15 protein-coding genes and 1 riboswitch are annotated in these 15,400 nt (G+C 76.7%); of the genes, 6 read left to right on the top strand and 9 right to left on the bottom strand.

The window, feature by feature from the left end; genetic code table 11:
• A complete protein-coding gene (locus tag QOZ88_RS03710; protein WP_305998443.1) occupies positions 1–2,067 on the bottom strand; it encodes a putative cobaltochelatase in 2,067 nt (688 codons plus the stop codon).
• Positions 2,068–2,140: 73 nt separating this feature from the next.
• Positions 2,141–2,282, bottom strand: a riboswitch (cobalamin riboswitch).
• A 126-nt stretch (positions 2,283–2,408) separates the two neighbouring features.
• On the opposite strand from QOZ88_RS03710, the gene QOZ88_RS03705 reads away from it, so the two are divergent.
• The 4 genes from QOZ88_RS03705 to cobM are packed head-to-tail and all read left to right on the top strand — an operon-like array spanning position 2,409 to position 5,829.
• Complete coding sequence (locus QOZ88_RS03705) at positions 2,409–3,053, top strand: TetR/AcrR family transcriptional regulator (RefSeq protein ID WP_305998442.1); 645 nt, start codon at positions 2,409–2,411, stop codon at positions 3,051–3,053.
• Between the two features lie 16 nt (positions 3,054–3,069).
• Complete coding sequence (locus tag QOZ88_RS03700) at positions 3,070–3,831, top strand: maleylpyruvate isomerase family mycothiol-dependent enzyme (RefSeq protein WP_305998441.1); 762 nt, start codon at positions 3,070–3,072, stop codon at positions 3,829–3,831.
• Between the two features lie 28 nt (positions 3,832–3,859).
• Complete coding sequence (gene cbiE, locus QOZ88_RS03695; RefSeq protein ID WP_305998440.1) at positions 3,860–5,092, top strand: precorrin-6y C5,15-methyltransferase (decarboxylating) subunit CbiE; 1,233 nt, start codon at positions 3,860–3,862, stop codon at positions 5,090–5,092.
• Positions 5,089–5,829, top strand: a complete 741-nt coding sequence (gene cobM / locus QOZ88_RS03690; protein ID WP_305998439.1) for a precorrin-4 C(11)-methyltransferase — start codon at positions 5,089–5,091, stop codon at positions 5,827–5,829. The genes cbiE and cobM overlap by 4 nt, the downstream gene beginning before the upstream one ends.
• Here the strand turns inward: cobM and QOZ88_RS03685 are convergent.
• Entirely contained in the window at positions 5,826–6,908 is a 1,083-nt protein-coding gene (locus QOZ88_RS03685; protein ID WP_305998438.1) for a cobalt-precorrin-5B (C(1))-methyltransferase, read from the bottom strand. The genes cobM and QOZ88_RS03685 overlap by 4 nt on opposite strands.
• Before the next feature lie 26 nt (positions 6,909–6,934).
• On the opposite strand from QOZ88_RS03685, the gene QOZ88_RS03680 reads away from it, so the two are divergent.
• Together QOZ88_RS03680 and QOZ88_RS03675 are read left to right on the top strand one after the other, a co-directional pair.
• Complete coding sequence (locus tag QOZ88_RS03680; RefSeq protein ID WP_305998437.1) at positions 6,935–7,672, top strand: cobalt-precorrin-6A reductase; 738 nt, start codon at positions 6,935–6,937, stop codon at positions 7,670–7,672.
• A gap of 43 nt (positions 7,673–7,715) precedes the next feature.
• Complete coding sequence (locus QOZ88_RS03675; protein WP_305998436.1) at positions 7,716–8,333, top strand: flavodoxin family protein; 618 nt, start codon at positions 7,716–7,718, stop codon at positions 8,331–8,333.
• A gap of 3 nt (positions 8,334–8,336) precedes the next feature.
• Here QOZ88_RS03675 and QOZ88_RS03670 read toward each other — a convergent pair whose 3' ends face one another.
• The 7 genes from QOZ88_RS03670 to QOZ88_RS03645 form a co-directional block, all read right to left on the bottom strand.
• Positions 8,337–9,569: an MFS transporter gene (locus QOZ88_RS03670; RefSeq protein WP_305998435.1), complete on the bottom strand. Its 1,233-nt coding sequence runs from the start codon at positions 9,567–9,569 to the stop codon at positions 8,337–8,339.
• A 50-nt stretch (positions 9,570–9,619) separates the two neighbouring features.
• Positions 9,620–11,116 (bottom strand): precorrin-2 C(20)-methyltransferase, encoded by a 1,497-nt coding sequence (locus tag QOZ88_RS03665; RefSeq protein ID WP_305998434.1) that lies wholly within the window; start codon positions 11,114–11,116, stop codon positions 9,620–9,622.
• A 74-nt stretch (positions 11,117–11,190) separates the two neighbouring features.
• Positions 11,191–11,817, bottom strand: a complete 627-nt coding sequence (locus QOZ88_RS03660) for a precorrin-8X methylmutase (RefSeq protein ID WP_305998433.1) — start codon at positions 11,815–11,817, stop codon at positions 11,191–11,193.
• Positions 11,818–11,901: 84 nt separating this feature from the next.
• A complete protein-coding gene (locus QOZ88_RS03655) occupies positions 11,902–12,726 on the bottom strand; it encodes an HNH endonuclease signature motif containing protein (protein ID WP_319946871.1) in 825 nt (274 codons plus the stop codon).
• Entirely contained in the window at positions 12,675–13,160 is a 486-nt protein-coding gene (locus tag QOZ88_RS23110) for a hypothetical protein (RefSeq protein WP_319946870.1), read from the bottom strand. Before QOZ88_RS23110 ends, QOZ88_RS03655 begins: the two co-directional genes overlap by 52 nt.
• 102 nt (positions 13,161–13,262) lie before the next feature.
• Entirely contained in the window at positions 13,263–14,474 is a 1,212-nt protein-coding gene (gene cobG, locus QOZ88_RS03650) for a precorrin-3B synthase (protein ID WP_305998432.1), read from the bottom strand.
• 41 nt (positions 14,475–14,515) lie between these two features.
• Positions 14,516–15,400 (bottom strand): reverse transcriptase family protein, encoded by an 885-nt coding sequence (locus tag QOZ88_RS03645; protein WP_305998431.1) that lies wholly within the window; start codon positions 15,398–15,400, stop codon positions 14,516–14,518.

Below are 15,400 nucleotides of genomic sequence, written 5' to 3'. Positions count from 1 at the left end.
TCAGGCCGCCTTTCGTGCGTCGCGGACGGTGGCGGCCAGCGCCTCGGCGCCCAGCTCCTCCAGGCGCATCGTCCGCGCGCCGAGCGCCGCGCCCAGCGACGCGGCCAGGCCCAGCCGCACCGGCCCGGACTCGCAGTCGACGACGACGCCCGCGACGCCGGCGGCGGCGAGCAGGCCGGCGGCCCGGCGGGCCTCGCCCAGGTGGTCGCCGCCGCGCGCGCCGGTGGCCCGGCCGTCGGTGACGGCGACCAGCAGCGGCCGGCGCCGGGGGTCGCGGACCCGTTCCAGGGCCAGGGTGCGGTGCGCCTCCAGCAGCCCGGCCGCCAGCGGGGTACGCCCGCCGGTGGGCAGACCGGTCAGCCGGGCGGCGGCGGCCTCCACCGACCAGGTCGGCGGCAGCGCCAGCTCGGCCTCGCCGCCGCGGAAGGTGATCAGCCCGACCTTGTCGCGGCGCTGGTAGGCGTCCAGCAGCAGCGACAGGACGGCGCCCTTGACCGCGGCCATGCGCGAGCGGGCGCCCATCGAGCCGCTGGCGTCGACGACGAACAGCACGAGGTTGCCCTCGCGGCCCTCGAGCACGGCTTGGCGCAGGTCGTCGCGCTCGACCAGCAGGCCCGGTCCGCTGCGGCCGCGGGCCCGCTGGTGGGGGGCGGCGGCGAGCACGGTGCCGGCCAGGTGCAGCTTCGTGACGCTGCCCTCGGGGCGGGTCGAGCCGACCACGCGGCCGCGCTCGGCCCGGGCCCGCGACCGCCGGCCCGCGGCCCCGGCACCGATGCCCGGTACCTCCAGCCGCCGGGTGCGGAACGGGTCGGCCGGCGCGACCGCGGCCTTCTCGGGGGCGGGTGCGGCGTCGGCGTGCCCGCCGCCCTCACCGCGCGGGGCGGTCGTCGGCCCGCCCGCCCCGTCGCCGTCGTCAGGCAAAGGATCCTTCACCTGCGTATCGGCGCTGGATCCGCCGGTATTGCTTCCTATGCCTGGGTCCGGGCCGCCGTCGTCCCCGCCGCCGTCCGGGCCGTCGTCGTCCGGGCCGCCGCCCTCGGGGGGCTGGGAGTCGTCGTCGGGACGGGAGTCGGCCAGCGCCTCGTCGAGCGTGTCGTCGTCCAGCCCCGGGGCGTCGAAGGGGTTGCGCCGGCGCCGGTGCGGGAGCGCCAGCCGGGCGGCGACGCGGACGTCGTCCTCGGTGACCTCCTCCCGGCCGCACCAGGCGGCGTGCGCGATCGCGGCGCGAGCGGTGACGAGGTCGGCGCGCAGCCCGTCGACGTCGAAGGCGGCGCAGACGGCGGTGACCTGGCGCAGCGCGGCGTCGGAGAGGATGACGCGGGGCAGGCGGGCGCGGGCGCCGGCGATGCGGGCGGCCAGCGCGGTCTCCTCGGCGGCCCACTGCGCGGCGAAGCCCGCGGGGTCGGCGTCGGAGGCGAACCGGCGGCGCACGACCTCGGCCCGCACGTCGGGGTCGCGCGGGGCGGCGACCTCCACGGTCAGCCCGAAGCGGTCCAGCAGCTGGGGGCGGAGCTCGCCCTCCTCGGGGTTCATCGTGCCGACCAGCAGGAACCGGGCCGCGTGCCGCACGGAGACGCCCTCCCGCTCGACGTACGCGGTGCCCAGGGCGGCGGCGTCGAGCAGCAGGTCGACCAGGTGGTCGTGCAGCAGGTTGACCTCGTCGACGTAGAGGATGCCGCGGTGCGCGGCGGCGAGCAGCCCCGGCTCGTAGGCCTTGACCCCCTCGGTCAGCGCCCGCTCCAGGTCCAGCGAGCCGACCAGGCGGTCCTCCGAGGCGCCCACCGGCAGCTCGACCAGCCGGGCTGCCCGGGTGCGCGCGGCGGCGCCGGGCTCGTGCGGGCCGTCGGGGCAGGCCGGGTCCGGGGCGGCCGGGTCGCAGCCGAAGCGGCAGCCGGCCACGACGTCGACCGGCGGCAGGACGGCGGCCAGCGCGCGGACGCTGGTCGACTTCGCGGTGCCCTTCTCACCCCGCACGAGGACGCCGCCCACGGCGGGGGAGACGGCGTTGAGCAGCAGGGCCAGGCGCAGGTCGTCCATGCCGACGACGGCGGTGAAGGGAAAGCTCATGCGGGGTACCCGCGCATGGCACGCGTCCTCTCCCCGGGTGTCCACGCCCGGAGGTGGCAGGGACGACGGCTGGAGTCTCCTGGCTCCCGGATCGACACCCGTCCCCGACCTTCCCGCGTCCCTCGGGCGGAACCCTTGGGGCGCAGTGGCCGAGCGTGGGGACGGGCTCCCCGGTCACAGTGGCGGGACCGCGCCGGGATCTCACCGGGCTTCCTCCACTGCCGTCGCGTGTGGCGGCGCCATCAGACCACGGCGACGCCCGCCGGGCCACGGGTACCCCTCCCCGACTCGAACCTACGAATGCGTTGACTTCCTAACGTCATTAGGGCCACACTGCCGCCGTGGCCGCAGCAGGTGCGCTCGACCGCCGGCAGCGGCGGCGGCAGGAGACGATCGAGGAGATCCTCGACGTCGCCGTCGCGGTCATGACCGAGCAGGGCGTCGCCGGGCTGACCCTCGGTGAGGTCGCCCGCCGGATGGGCATCCGCCCGCCGTCCCTCTACGGGTACTTCGACGGCAAGCACGCCCTGTACGACGCGCTCTTCGAGCGGGGGTGGCGCGCCCTGCAGAGGGTGCTCGAGCAGGCCGGGGCCACCGGGGACGGCGCCGACCCCCTCACCGCCTGGCGTGAGGGCACCGCCGTCCTGGTCCGCTGGGCGGTCGAGCATCCCGCCCACTCGGCGCTCATGTTCTGGCGCCCGGTGCCCGGCTTCACGCCCTCGGCGCGGGCCTACGAGCCGGCCGTCGAGCTCGACGCCGCCTCCCGCGTGCTGCTCGTCCGGCTGCGGGACGCCGGGCACCTCGCCGCGGACGTCGACGTCGACCGTGCCTACCGCACCTGGACGGCGCTGGTCGGCGGGGTCATCTCCCAGCAGCTGTCCAATGCGCCCGACGAGCCGTTCGAGTCCGGCACCTTCACCGCCGTCCTGCCCGACGTCATGGACATGTGGCTCGGCCACCACCGCAGCAACCCGTCCGCCCGCTGATCCCCGGAGGTCCGTCGTGACCGCTCCCGCTCCTGCTCCCGCCCGTCCCCGCCCGCGGTCCGCCGCGCTGGACAGGGCCACCGCCTACCGGCTCGCCGCCACGGAGTACGAGCGCATGCTCGTCCTCCTCCGCGACCTGGACCCGGCCGACTGGCGCCGGGCCACCGACTGCCCGGGCTGGGACGTCCGGGCCATGGCCGCACACGTCCTCGGGATGGCGGAGATGGCCGCCTCGGTGCGGGAGATGGCCCGGCAGAACCGTCTCGCCGGCAAGGCCGGCGGCGGCATCGACGCGCTGACCGGTGTGCAGGTCCGCGCGCACGCCGACCAGGACGGCCCGGCCATCGTCGCCGCTCTCGAGGCCACCGCGCCTCGGGCCGTGCGGGGTCGACGCCGGCTGTCCCGGGTCGTGGGCCGGGCGAAGCTGCCCGAGGAGCAGGTCAACGGTGCCATCCGGGAGCACTGGCGGATCGGCTTCCTGCTCGACGTCGTGCTGACCCGCGACGTCTGGATGCACCGGATCGACGTCAGCCGCGCGTCGGGGCGCGAACCGGAGCTCACGCCCGGGCACGACGGGGTCCTGGTCGCCGACGTCGTGGCGGAGTGGGCGCAGCGGCACGGCCGGCCGTACGGGCTCACCCTCACCGGGCCGGCCGGCGGGCAGTGGTCGTCGGGGACGGGCGGCGAGCAGCTCGAGCTCGACGCCGTCGAGTTCTGCCGGGTGCTCTCGGGCAGGGGCAGCGGCTCCGGCCTGCTGGGCCAGCTGGTGCCGTTCTGATCCCGGCGCATCCCTAGGATCGGCGCCCGTGCCCGACGCCGAGGACCCCGCGGACCGCCCGATCGTGGTGGTCGGCGTCGGCGCCGACGGCTGGGACGGGCTCTCCCCGCGGGCTCGGTCGGCGATCACCAGCGCCGAGGTGCTGCGCGGCAGCGCCCGCCAGCTGGCGCTCGTCCCGCCGGAGGTGGCCGCCGAGCGGGTGCCCTGGCCCTCGCCGCTGGGGCCGGCGCTGGCCGGGCTCCCGCGGGAGCACCCCGGGCGGCGGGTGGTCGTGCTGGCCAGCGGCGACCCGATGCTCTCCGGCATCGGCACCTCGCTGGTGCGGGCGCTGGGCCCGCGGGCGGTCGAGCTCGTGCCGCACCCGTCGTCGGTCACGCTGGCCTGCGCGCGGCTGGGCTGGGCGGTGGAGGAGGCGCAGGTGGTCTCCGTGGTCGGCCGCCCCGTCGAGCTGGTCACCCCCCACGCCACCCCCGGCCGGCGGCTGCTGGTGCTCGGTTCGGACGGGTCGACGCCGGCCGCGGTCGCGGCGCTGCTGGCGTCGCTCGGGCTGGGCGCCAGCCGGCTCACGGCGCTGGCGCAGCTCGGCGGCCCGGCGGAGCGCGCCGTCACGGGCACCGCGGCCGGGTGGCCGCACCCGGAGACCGACCCGCTGGTGCTCACCGCCGTCGAGGTGGCCGCCGATCCCGGGACCGTGCCGCTGCCGGCCCTTCCCGGGCTGCCGGACGACGCCTACGAGCACGACGGCCAGCTGACCAAGCGCGACGTCCGCGCGGTCACCCTGGCCCGGCTGGCCCCGCTGCCCGGGCAGCTGCTCTGGGACGTCGGGGCCGGCGCCGGGTCGATCGGCATCGAGTGGATGCGCACCCACCCCTCCTGCCGGGCGGTGGCCGTGGAGCGCGACCCCGCGCGGGCGGAGCGGATCGGGCGCAACGCCGCGCGGCTCGGTGTCCCTGGGCTGGAGGTCGTGCTCGGCGCCGCGCCCGGGGCCCTGGCCGAGCTGGCCGCGCCGGACGCGGTGTTCGTCGGCGGCGGGGCGACCCTGCCCGGCGTGCTCGATGCGTGCTGGGCCGCGCTGCGGTCCGGCGGGCGGCTGGTGGTCAACGCCGTCACGCTGGAGAGCGAGGCGGTGCTGGCCGAGCAGTACGCCCGGCACGGCGGCGAGCTGGTGCGGCTCGGCGTCGCCACCGCCGCCCCCGTGGGCGGCTTCACCGGCTGGAAGGCGGCCATGCCCGTGACGATCTGGTCGGGGGTCAAGCGATGACGGTGCACTTCATCGGCGCCGGCCCGGGCGCCGCGGACCTGGTCACCGTGCGGGCGGCGCGGATCATCGCGGCGGCGCCGGTGTGCCTCTACGCCGGCGCGCTGGTGCCGCGGGAGCTGCTGGACACCGCTCCGCCCGGCGCGCGGCTGGTGGACACCGCGGACCTCGACCTCGACGAGATCACCGCCGAGCTGGTCGCCGCGCACGAGGCCGGGCTCGACGTCGCCCGGCTGCACTCCGGCGACCCGTCGGTGTACAGCGCGATGGCCGAGCAGATGCGCCGGCTGGACGCCGCGGGCGTGCCCTACGACGTCGTCCCGGGCGTGCCGGCCTTCGCCGCCGCGGCCGCCTCGCTCAAGCGGGAGCTGACCGTGCCCGGCGTCGGGCAGACGGTGATCCTGACCCGTACCTCGGCCCGGTCGACGCCGATGCCGCCGGGGGAGGACCTGGCGACCCTCGGCGCCTCCCGCGCGACGCTGGTGCTGCACCTGGCCGTGCAGCGGATCGCCGAGCTGGCGCCCGAGCTGGTGCCCGCCTACGGCGCGGACTGCCCGGTCGCGGTCGTCGCCCGCGCCAGCCGCGACGACGAGCTGGTGCTGCGCGGCACGCTGGCCGACATCGCCGCCCAGGTCGAGGCCGCCGGGGTGCGGCGCACGGCGGTGGTCATCGTCGGTTCCGTGCTGACCGCGGGGGAGTTCCCCGACAGCCACCTGTACTCGACCGCCCGATGCCGCTAGGCCGACCCGACCACCGTGCCGGCGCGGTCGATCACGAGCACGTCGACCTCGACCGGGGCGCCGCGCAGCACGCCGAGCGCCGTCCCCCGCGCGGCGGCGGCCACCAGGTCACCCAGCGGCAGGCCGGCCGCGCGGCACTGCTGCAGCGCGTCCAGCGCCGTGTTGGCGTTCCGCACGCCGTCGACGAGGCCCGGTGCCCCGCCGGCCCCGCGGACGCGGTCCGCCAGCGACGCGAAGGACACCTGCGAGCGGCCGGAGTGCAGGTCCAGGTGCCCGTCGGCGAGCTTGGCGAGCTTGCCGATGCCGCCGGCGATCGTCAGCCGCGGCACGGGGTGGCGGCCCAGGTACTTCAGGACGGCGCCGGCGAAGTCGCCCATGTCCAGCAGCGCGTCCTCGGGCAGGCCGAACCGCTCGACGACGACGCGTTCGCTGGTGCTGCCGGTGCAGGCGGCGACGTGCGGGTGCCCGGCGGCGCGGGCGACGTCGATGCCCCGGCGGATCGAATCGATCCACGCCGAGCACGAGTACGGGACGACGACGCCGGTGGTGCCGAGGATCGACAGCCCGCCGAGGATGCCCAGCCGCGGGTTCCAGGTGCGCCGGGCCAGCTCCGCGCCGTGCTCCACCGACACCTCGACGACGACGTCGCCGGTACCCTCGTGCCGCGCGGCGACCGCGGCCACGTGCTCGCGGATGAACTGCCGGGGCATCGGGTTGATCGCCGGCTCGCCGACGGCCAGCGGCAGCCCGGGCTTGGTCACCGTGCCCACGCCCTCGCCGGCCCGGAAGCTGACCCCGCTGCCCGGCGCGCCGTGCGTCACCCGCACGGAGACGAGCGCGCCGTGGGTGACGTCGGGGTCGTCACCGGCGTCCTTGACCACGCCCGCGGTGGCGGCGTCGTCGTCCAGGCGCTCGGTGGCCAGCGCGAACGCCGGGTGCCGGTCCTTCGGCAGGTCGATCGTCACCGGGTCGGGGAACTCGCCGGTGAGCAGGGCGGTGTAGGCGGCGGTGGCGGCGGCGGTTGCGCAGGCGCCGGTGGTCCAGCCCGGGCGCAGGCCGGTGCCGGTCGTTTTCGCCACCCGACCAGCATGCACGGCGACCTCGGGTGACCGGCCGGGTGCTGGTCCTCGGCGGCACCGGGGAGGCGCGGCGGCTGGCGTCGGCGCTGGTGGCCGACGGGGTCGACGTCGTCAGCTCGCTGGCCGGACGGGTCGCCGAACCGGCGCTGCCAGCCGGGAAGGTCCGGATCGGCGGATTCGGCGGCGCAGAAGGTCTCGCGGAGTGGCTGCGGGCGAACCCGGTGGACGCGGTCGTCGATGCGACGCACCCGTTCGCCACCGCGATGACCGCCTCCGCCGCCGCGGCCGCCGGCGCCACCGGGGTGCCCCTGCTGCGCCTGCAGCGGCCGGGTTGGTCCGCGCAGCCGGGCGACGACTGGCGGTGGGTCGACTCGCTGGCCGGGGCGGCGGAGGCGGTGCAGGGGTTCGACTGCGTCTTCCTCACCACGGGCCGCCAGGGGCTGGCCGCCTTCGCCGGGCTGGCGGCCCACTGCGTCGTCCGCTCCGTCGACCCGCCGGAGCCGCCGTTGCCGGCGCGCACCACCACCGTCCTCGCGCGCGGCCCGTTCAGCCTCGACGACGAGCTGGCTCTGCTGCGCGAGCACGCCGTCGACGTCGTCGTCACCAAGGACAGCGGCGGCCCGATGACGGTGGCCAAGCTCACCGCGGCCCGGGAGCGCGGGGTGCCGGTGGTGCTGGTGCGCCGGCCACCGCTGCCGACCGGCGTCCCGGTGGTGGCGACGGTGGACGAGGCGCGGGGCTGGATCCGGTCGCGCGCAATCTGATCGTCATGTGTGTCGATGCAGGTCAGCGGGGCAGTGCACCGGCATGACCGAATCCGCACCGCTTCGCGCACTGGCCCTCGTCTGCAGCCTCAAGCCCACGCCCGCACCGTCGAGCAGCGACCTGATCGCCCGCCAGATCCTGGGGGAGCTGGAGAAGCACGGCGTCACCGGCGATGTCGTCCGGGTCGTCGACCACGACGTCAAGCCCGGCGTCGAGGTGGACATGGGCGAGGGCGACCAGTGGCCCGCGATCCGCGAGCAGATGATGGCCGCCGACATCCTCGTCGTGTCCACGCCGACGTGGGTGGGGCACATGAGCAGCGTCGCCCAGCGGGTGCTGGAGCGCCTCGACGGCGAGCTCTCCGAGACCGACGACTCGGGCCGGCCGAAGGTCACCGGCAAGGTGGCGGTCGTCTCCGTCGTCGGCAACGAGGACGGCGCACACAAGATCGTCGCCGACCTGTTCCAGGGCCTGGACGACATCGGCTTCACGATCCCGGCGCAGGGGGCGACCTACTGGAACGACCAGGCCATGGGCGGCACCGACTACAAGGACCTCGACGAGACGCCCGAGGCGGTCGCCTCCACGACCGCGACCCTGGCCGAGAACGCCGCGCACCTGGCCAAGGCACTCAAGGCGCAGCCCTACCCCGGCCGCTGATCGTCAGGCCGGGAGCCGTTCCGCTGCCGCGCCGGTCGTCGCCCCGGCGGGCCCGGCGCGGCGGCGGCGCACCCGCACCCCGGCGATCGCGGTCAGCGCGAGGACGACGAGCACGGCCGCGTACACCTCGGTGACCGTCTCCAGGCCGAAGGCCCCGGTGGCCGCCCCGGCGACGACCGCGGGCACGCTGAAGCTGAGGTAGCCGACGACGAAGATGCTGGACAGCAGCCCGGCGCGCTCGGCGGGGTCGACGCCGGCGCTGGCGGTCGCGACGGAGCCGAGGAACGACAGGCCGAAGCCGAGCCCCGAGACGACCGCGGAGACGAAGAGCACGGCGACCTGGCCGGTGAGCAGTGCGGCGATCGTGCCGGTGACGCCGCCGGCGAAGAGGGTGGCGCCGCCGACCATGGCCCGCTCCGCGGCGAGGTCGCGGCCCAGGATGGCGGCGACGCCGCCGGAGCCGTGCATGGCCAGGACCATGAGGCTGCCCACCAGGTGGTCCTCGATGCCGAACACGCCGGCGACGAGGGACGGCCCAAGCGACAGGTAGAGGCCGCCCAGCGCCCAGGCGGCGACCATGACCGGCAGCACGGCGAGGAACGCCGGCCGCTGCGAGCGCGGGACGCGGACCGTCGGGCGCAGCGAGCGGAGCGCCCCGGGGGCGCGGGGCGAGGTCTCGGGCAGGAGCACTACGGCCGCCGCCGCGACCAGCAGGACGACGGCGAGCACGCCGAACACCCAGCGGGCGGGCGAGGCGACGTACTCGACGACGAGGCCGGCGCCGACCGCGCCGACCGACAGGCCCAGACCCGGGGCGGCGCTGTTGAGCAGGGCGCCCAGTGGGCGGGCCGGGCGCTGGGTGTCCAGCAGCACCGCGCCGAGGGTGCCGGTCAGGACGCCCATGGAGAGGCCCTGCAGCACCCGGGCGGCGAGCAGCCAGCCGACGCTGTCCGCGGCGAGGAAGACGACCATCGAGACCGCCTGCAGCAGCAGCCCGCCGGCCAGCACCGGTCGCCGTCCGACGTGGTCGGAGAGGCCGCCCACCACCAGCAGCGCGGCGAGCAGGGCCAGGGCGTAGATGCCGAAGACGGTGGTCAGCATCCCGGGGCCGAAGCCGAACTGCTCCTGGTAGACGCGGTACAGCGGCGTGGGGACGCCCGACGCGGCCAGGACCAGGATGAGCAGGCCGGCGGCGGTCCGGAACGCGGGGTTCCGGCGGAGGGTCGGTGCAGCCACGATGGTGGCCAAGGGCAACGATCGCGCCGGCATTCCCGCGCCGCGGTGTGTCAGCGCGGGTAGCTGCGGGAGGTGTAGACCGCGCCCGACGGCGTGACGCGGGTCTGCGAGGAGCCGACGAGCACCAGGCAGCGCATGTCGACGGTCGCGGGGTCGAGCGTGCCGAGGGCGGTGACCCGGACGGTCTCCTCCGGCCCGCCGACGTCGCGGCCGACGACCACCACGGTCTGCGGCGGGCGCGCCTCCAGCAGCACCCGCAGCGCCTCGCCGAGCTGGTGGGGGCGGTGCCTGGAGCGCGGGTTGTAGAGGGCGATGACCAGGTCGGCGGCGGCGGCGTGGCGCAGCCGGTCGACGATCACCTCCCACGGCTTGAGGACGTCGGAGAGCGAGAGCACGCAGAAGTCGTGGCCCAGCGGGGCGCCGACCCGGGACGCGACCGCCTGCGCGGCGGTGAGACCGGGGACGACCCGCACCGGGACGCCGGTGAACTCGGGGCGCTCGGCGACCTCGAGCACCGCGGCGGCCATGGCGAAGACCCCGGGGTCGCCGCTGGAGACGACCGCGACCCGGCGGCCCTGCTGCGCCAGCGTCAGCGCGTGGGCGGCGCGGTCGGCCTCGACGCGGTTGTCGCTGGCGTGGCGGGTCTGGCGCGGGTTGACCGCGACGCGGTCGAGGTAGGGGCCGTAGCCGACCAGGTCGTCGGCGGCGGCGAGCGCCTCGGCGGCCTCGGGGGTCGTCCAGCTGCGGGCGCCGGGACCGAGGCCGACGACGACCACCTCACCGGCGTCGGTCGGCCGGCCGGCCTCCGGCGCCGGTCGGGTGACCTGAGGGGTGAGCGGGCTGGGCAGCAGGGCGAGGGAGAAGTACGGGACGCTCGCCGGGTCGACCTCGGCCAGCGGCAGGCAGCGCTGGCGGTCGGTGGTGGCCCGCTCGACGTAGAGGGCGCGGTCGAGGACGCCGGCGCGCTCGAAGGCCTCGCGCACCTGGGGGAAGGTGCGGCCGAGCTTCATGACCGCCGCCGAGTCGGTGGCGGCGAGGCGGGCGGCGAGCTCGTCGGCGGGGAGCGTGCCGGGGAGGACGGTGAGCACCTCGTCGCGCTCGACCAGCGGGCGCCCGACGGCCGCGGCGGCCGCGGTCACGCTGGTGACGCCGGGGACGACCTCGGTGGGGTAGCGGTGCGCCAGCCGCTTGTGCATGTGCATGTAGGAGCCGTAGAAGAGCGGGTCGCCCTCGGCGAGGACGACGACGTCGCGGCCGGCGTCCAGGTGCGCGGCGAGCCGGGCGGCGGCCGCCTCGTAGAACTCGTCGATGGCGCCCTGGTAGCCCCCGGGGTGGTCGGTGGTCTCGGTGGTGACCGGGTAGACCAGCAGCTCCTCGACCTGGCCGGCGCGCAGGTAGGGCTCGGCGAGGGCCCGGGCCACCGAGCGGCCGTGCCGGGCGGCGTGGAAGGCGACGACGTCGGCGGCGCCGATCAGCCGGGCGGCCTTGACGGTGACGAGCTCGGGGTCGCCGGGCCCGAGCCCGACCCCGTACAGCCGGCCGGTCATCGCACCCGGTTCACTCCCGCGGGGCGCTCCGCTCTTCGCTGGGTCCTCGCTGCGCGGCTCACGGTCCTGTCCACTCATTCGGCGTCGCTCGCGATCGCATTGACCGCGGCCGCCGTGATGGCGCTGCCGCCGCGGCGGCCCCGCACGACGAGGAACTCGAGGTCGGAGGCGGCGAGGGCGTCCTTGGACTCGGCGGCGCCGATGAAGCCGACGGGGATGCCGAGGACGGCGGCCGGGCGCGGACCGCCGGCGGCGACCATCTCGAGCAGGTGGAACAGCGCGGTGGGGGCGTTGCCGATGGCGACGACGGCGCCGTCGAGGCGGTCCCGCCACAGCTCCAGCGCGGCGGCGGTGCGGGTGGTGCCGAGCTCGGCGGCGAGCCCGGGGGTGCGTGGGTCGTCGAGGGTGCAGAGGACGTCGTTGTCCTTGGGCAGCCGGCGCCGGGTGATACCGCTGGCCACCATCTGGGCGTCGCACAGCACCGGCGCGCCGGCGTCGAGCGCCTCGCGCGCCCGCTGGACGACGGCGGGGGAGCAGGCGATGTCCTCGACCAGGTCGACCTGACCGCAGGCGTGGATCATCCGGACCGCCACGCGCGCGACGTCGTCGGGCAGCCCGCCGAGCTCGGCCTCGGCGCGGATCGTCGCGAACGACTGCCGGTAGATCTCGGCGCCGTCCTTCTCGTACTCGTAGACCACCATCGGGCGGAGAGGCTACGTCGGTGGCCGCCGCCCGCCCGCGCCCGGTCAGCCAGCCCGCGCCCGGTCTAGCCCGCGTGCGCCCGGTCAGCCAGCCCGGGATCGCTCGGGTTCTTCGGTGATGCGAGGGAGGATCAGGATCTCGGTGCCGTCGGGGCGGTAGGTGCGCCATCGGCCGTCGGGTTGGCGTTCGATCCGGAAGCCGTGGTGGATCTTGGTGTGGTGGCGTTCGCACAGGAGTGCGCAGTTCTCGAGGTCGGTCTGGCCGCCGTCGATCCAGTGGACGAGGTGGTGGACGTCGCACCAGTGGGCGGGGGCGTGGCAGCCGGTGAACACGCAGCCGCGGTCGCGGGCCTCCAGGGCGCGGCGCAGCGGGGGTGGGGAGACCCGTTGGCGGCGGCCGTAGTCCAGGACTTCGCCGTCGGGGCCGATGACGATGCGGCTGATGCCGCCGTCGCAGGCCAGCCAGCGGGCGCGGGCGGCGGAGATGATGGTGCCGAAGCCGGTCTGGGCTGCGCCGGGGGCGGCGGCGGTGGGGTCGATGAGGTCCTCGAGGTCCACCCGGACCACGACGTGTGGTTTGTGGGTGCGCAGGATCGGCAGACCGCCGGCGGCCAGGGCGTTGTCGCACAGCTGGACGAGGGCGTCGGCGGACTGCTGAGCCCGGGTGCGCGTGTCCCCGGCCGGGCGGTTGGCCTGCACGATCGACTCGATCGCGGTCTGCAGCTTCTCCCCGCCCACGGCGTCGAGCTCGAACCGGCCGCTCACGCTGCCGTCGGCGTGCTTGACGAAGGTCAGCGACCGGCCCTCGGTGGGGTCGGGTTCGGGCCCGTCGGGGTCCAGCCGGGCCAGGTAGTGCTTCATGACCTGGCGTAGCTCCTCGTGCGTCCGGGTGGCGGCGACCTCGGCCAGGGCGGCATCGACGCCGGCGAGGTCGACCTCCTGGCTGCGGCGGCGGCCAGCTTGCCCGGTGCGGCCACCGGGGCGATCACGGCCAGCGCCTCGGCGGGCACCGCCCCGGTCGCGGCCGCTGCGGCGACCGCGGGCAGGGCTTCCAGGGCGCGCCCGGCGGCGACCAGCCGCTTGGCGGCGGGGTCCGGCAGCCGGGCGTGCCCGCGCAGCCAGGAGGCCATCGTCTTCTGCCCGTCGTGCTCGGCGGCGCCGGTCAACTCGCCCTGGCGGACGGTGCGGGCGATCTCGGCGGTCAACCGGTTACCGGCCACCAGCAGGAGGCCCAGCCGTTCGATCAGCTGCGGCCCGAACGCAGCGGTCAGGTCCTGGGCGGCCAGGTCATCCAAGGCGGCGGCCAGCCGGTCGATCGCATCGGCCACACCTGTCGAACACATGTGCGAATACTACCGCCGGTCGACGACACCTGCAGCACGAATCCGCAGGTCAATGTCCTTGTCCACAGATCGCGAGACAACCTTGACAACGGCCCCACGCCGTCAGGCGGTCGGTGCGTCGATCCGGTAACCGGATCCGGTGGCGACCACGTCCACCACCGCCCCGCCGGGTCGGCCGCAGCGGCGCTCGCAGCCGGCCCAGTGCTGGCGCGCCCCACCGGCAGGCAGGGAGCCGACCATCACGGCGGCGGTCGCGTCGGCGCGGACGTCGGCGAGCGATCTGGCGCACCCGGGCAACCCGGCGCACGCGGTCACGCGGGTCCACGGGCTGTCCGGGTCGAGCACCAAGCCCGCCTCGACCAGGAGGGCAGCCGCCGAGCCGTCGGCCAGATCGGGGACCACGACCCCGCGCCACGGCGTCAGCTGGACCTCCGCCGCGAGGTCGGCCAGCAGCGTGAGCTGGGCGGCAGTCAACCGGCCCAGGGGCACCACCGCGGCGAGCGCCGTCCGGCCGTCGTCCTGCGGCACCGCGCCGATCGGACGCACCTGCGGCTCGGCCGGTACCTCGACCCGCGCACCGGCCGGCACCTCGACCCGCGGCTCGGCCGGTACCCCGACCCGCGCACCGGCTACCCGCGCCGCCACCCGTGCGCGTCCGTCCGCCAGCTCCGCCAGCCGCCAGGCGCTCCCACCCTGCACGGCGCGCTCGGCGAGGAAGGCCCGGGTGGCGGCCAGCGCGAGAGCGACGGCGCCGGCGGGGCCGGCGCGCAGCCCGGAGTCGGCGCCGGCCAGGGTGAGTGCGACGCTTCCGGGGGAGAGCGCCAGCAGGCCGACATCGCCGTCGAGCGCGGCGACGTCACCCCGGCCGTCGTCGAACGTGGCCAGGAACCGCCCCGGCAGCGCCGCGAGGGAGGGGTCCGCGCACAGGCCGGCGTCGAAGGCGCGCACCCACGGCCGGGCGTCGAGCCGACCTCCGGCCCGCCCGCTGAGCACGCTGCCCAGCAGGTTGCGCGCCGTCTCGTGGCTGTCGCTCGGCAGCAGCCCGGCCGCCGCCAGCCGGTCGCCCAACTCGCCTGCGGCGCCCGGCCGGAGGCCACGGAGCTGCACGTTGCCGCGGCTGGTGAGCTCCAGCGCGCCGTTCCCGAGCTCGATGGCGGCCGCGGCGAGGACGCGAAGCTGGTCGGCGCGGAGCAGCCCGCCGGGGACCCGCACCCGCGCGAGCTCGCCGTCGGCGGCGGAGTGGGTCTGCAGGGCCCCGGGGCAGGCGTCGGCCCGGTCGCGCGGCGGCGAGGTGGGCGGCCCGGCTGATGACATGGCGTCCGCGAGGCTACGTCCCGCGCCGAGGGCGGTCGGTCTCAGCTCCAGTCGACCCGGTCGGCCAGCGCGCGCAGCCGGGCACCGGACGCCGGGTCGACCGACGCCGCCCACGCCACCCGGCCCAGTACGTGGTCCCGGAAGGTCGCCGGGTCGCGGCCGCGGAGCTGGGTGGCCCAGCCGCGGGTGACGCAGTTGTGCAGCAGGGCGCGCAGCGCGTCCCGCTCCCGGCGGGGCAGGGCCGGGTGGTCGTTGACGACGATGCCGAGCACGTCCTGCCGGCGGGCCGAGCTGATCGCGCGGGTCTTGGCGGCGTTCACCCGGAACCCTTCCTCTCGCGCGATCTCGCCGACGAGCTCGGCCAGCCGGCGGCGGCCCACCCGCGGCCCGCCGCTGAAGGTCAGGTCGTCGACGTAGCGGGTGTAGGTCGCGCCGAACGCGTCGGCGAGCGCGGCCAGCCGGCGGTCCAGCCGGAAGCACACCAGGTTGGCCAGGGCAGGGGAGGTCGGCGCGCCCTGCGGCAGGTGCGGCACCGCCAGCCGCGTACCGAGCCGCCGGTGCCGCTCCCGGGCGCGCACGTCGTCCGGCAGCGGGACGCGCCGCCACACGGCGGAGGGGAGCACCGTCGTCACCAGGCCGGTGATCGCGTGCGCGACCGGCTCGGGGAGCCCCGCCTGCCCGAGCAGCAGGCCGTGGACCCGGGCCGCCGGAACGCTCCCGAAGAAGTGCTCCAGGTCCATCCGCAGGACGACGGCGGCGCCGGCGTGCGGCGCGGCCGCCGTCCGCACGGACCGGCCGGGGACGCAGCCGTGTGCGGCGCCGTGCACCGGGACCGCATCGAGGACGTGCCGCAGCAGCCGCCGCTGGATCTCCTTCAGCCGGGGCTTGGGTGCGGCGAGCAGCCGCACACCGGCCGGGCGGTCCAC

Origin of the sequence: Blastococcus carthaginiensis (assembly GCF_030731085.1) — a bacterium.
Lineage (GTDB): Bacteria > Actinomycetota > Actinomycetes > Mycobacteriales > Geodermatophilaceae > Blastococcus > Blastococcus carthaginiensis.
This window is presented reverse-complemented; position numbering and strand designations above follow the sequence as displayed.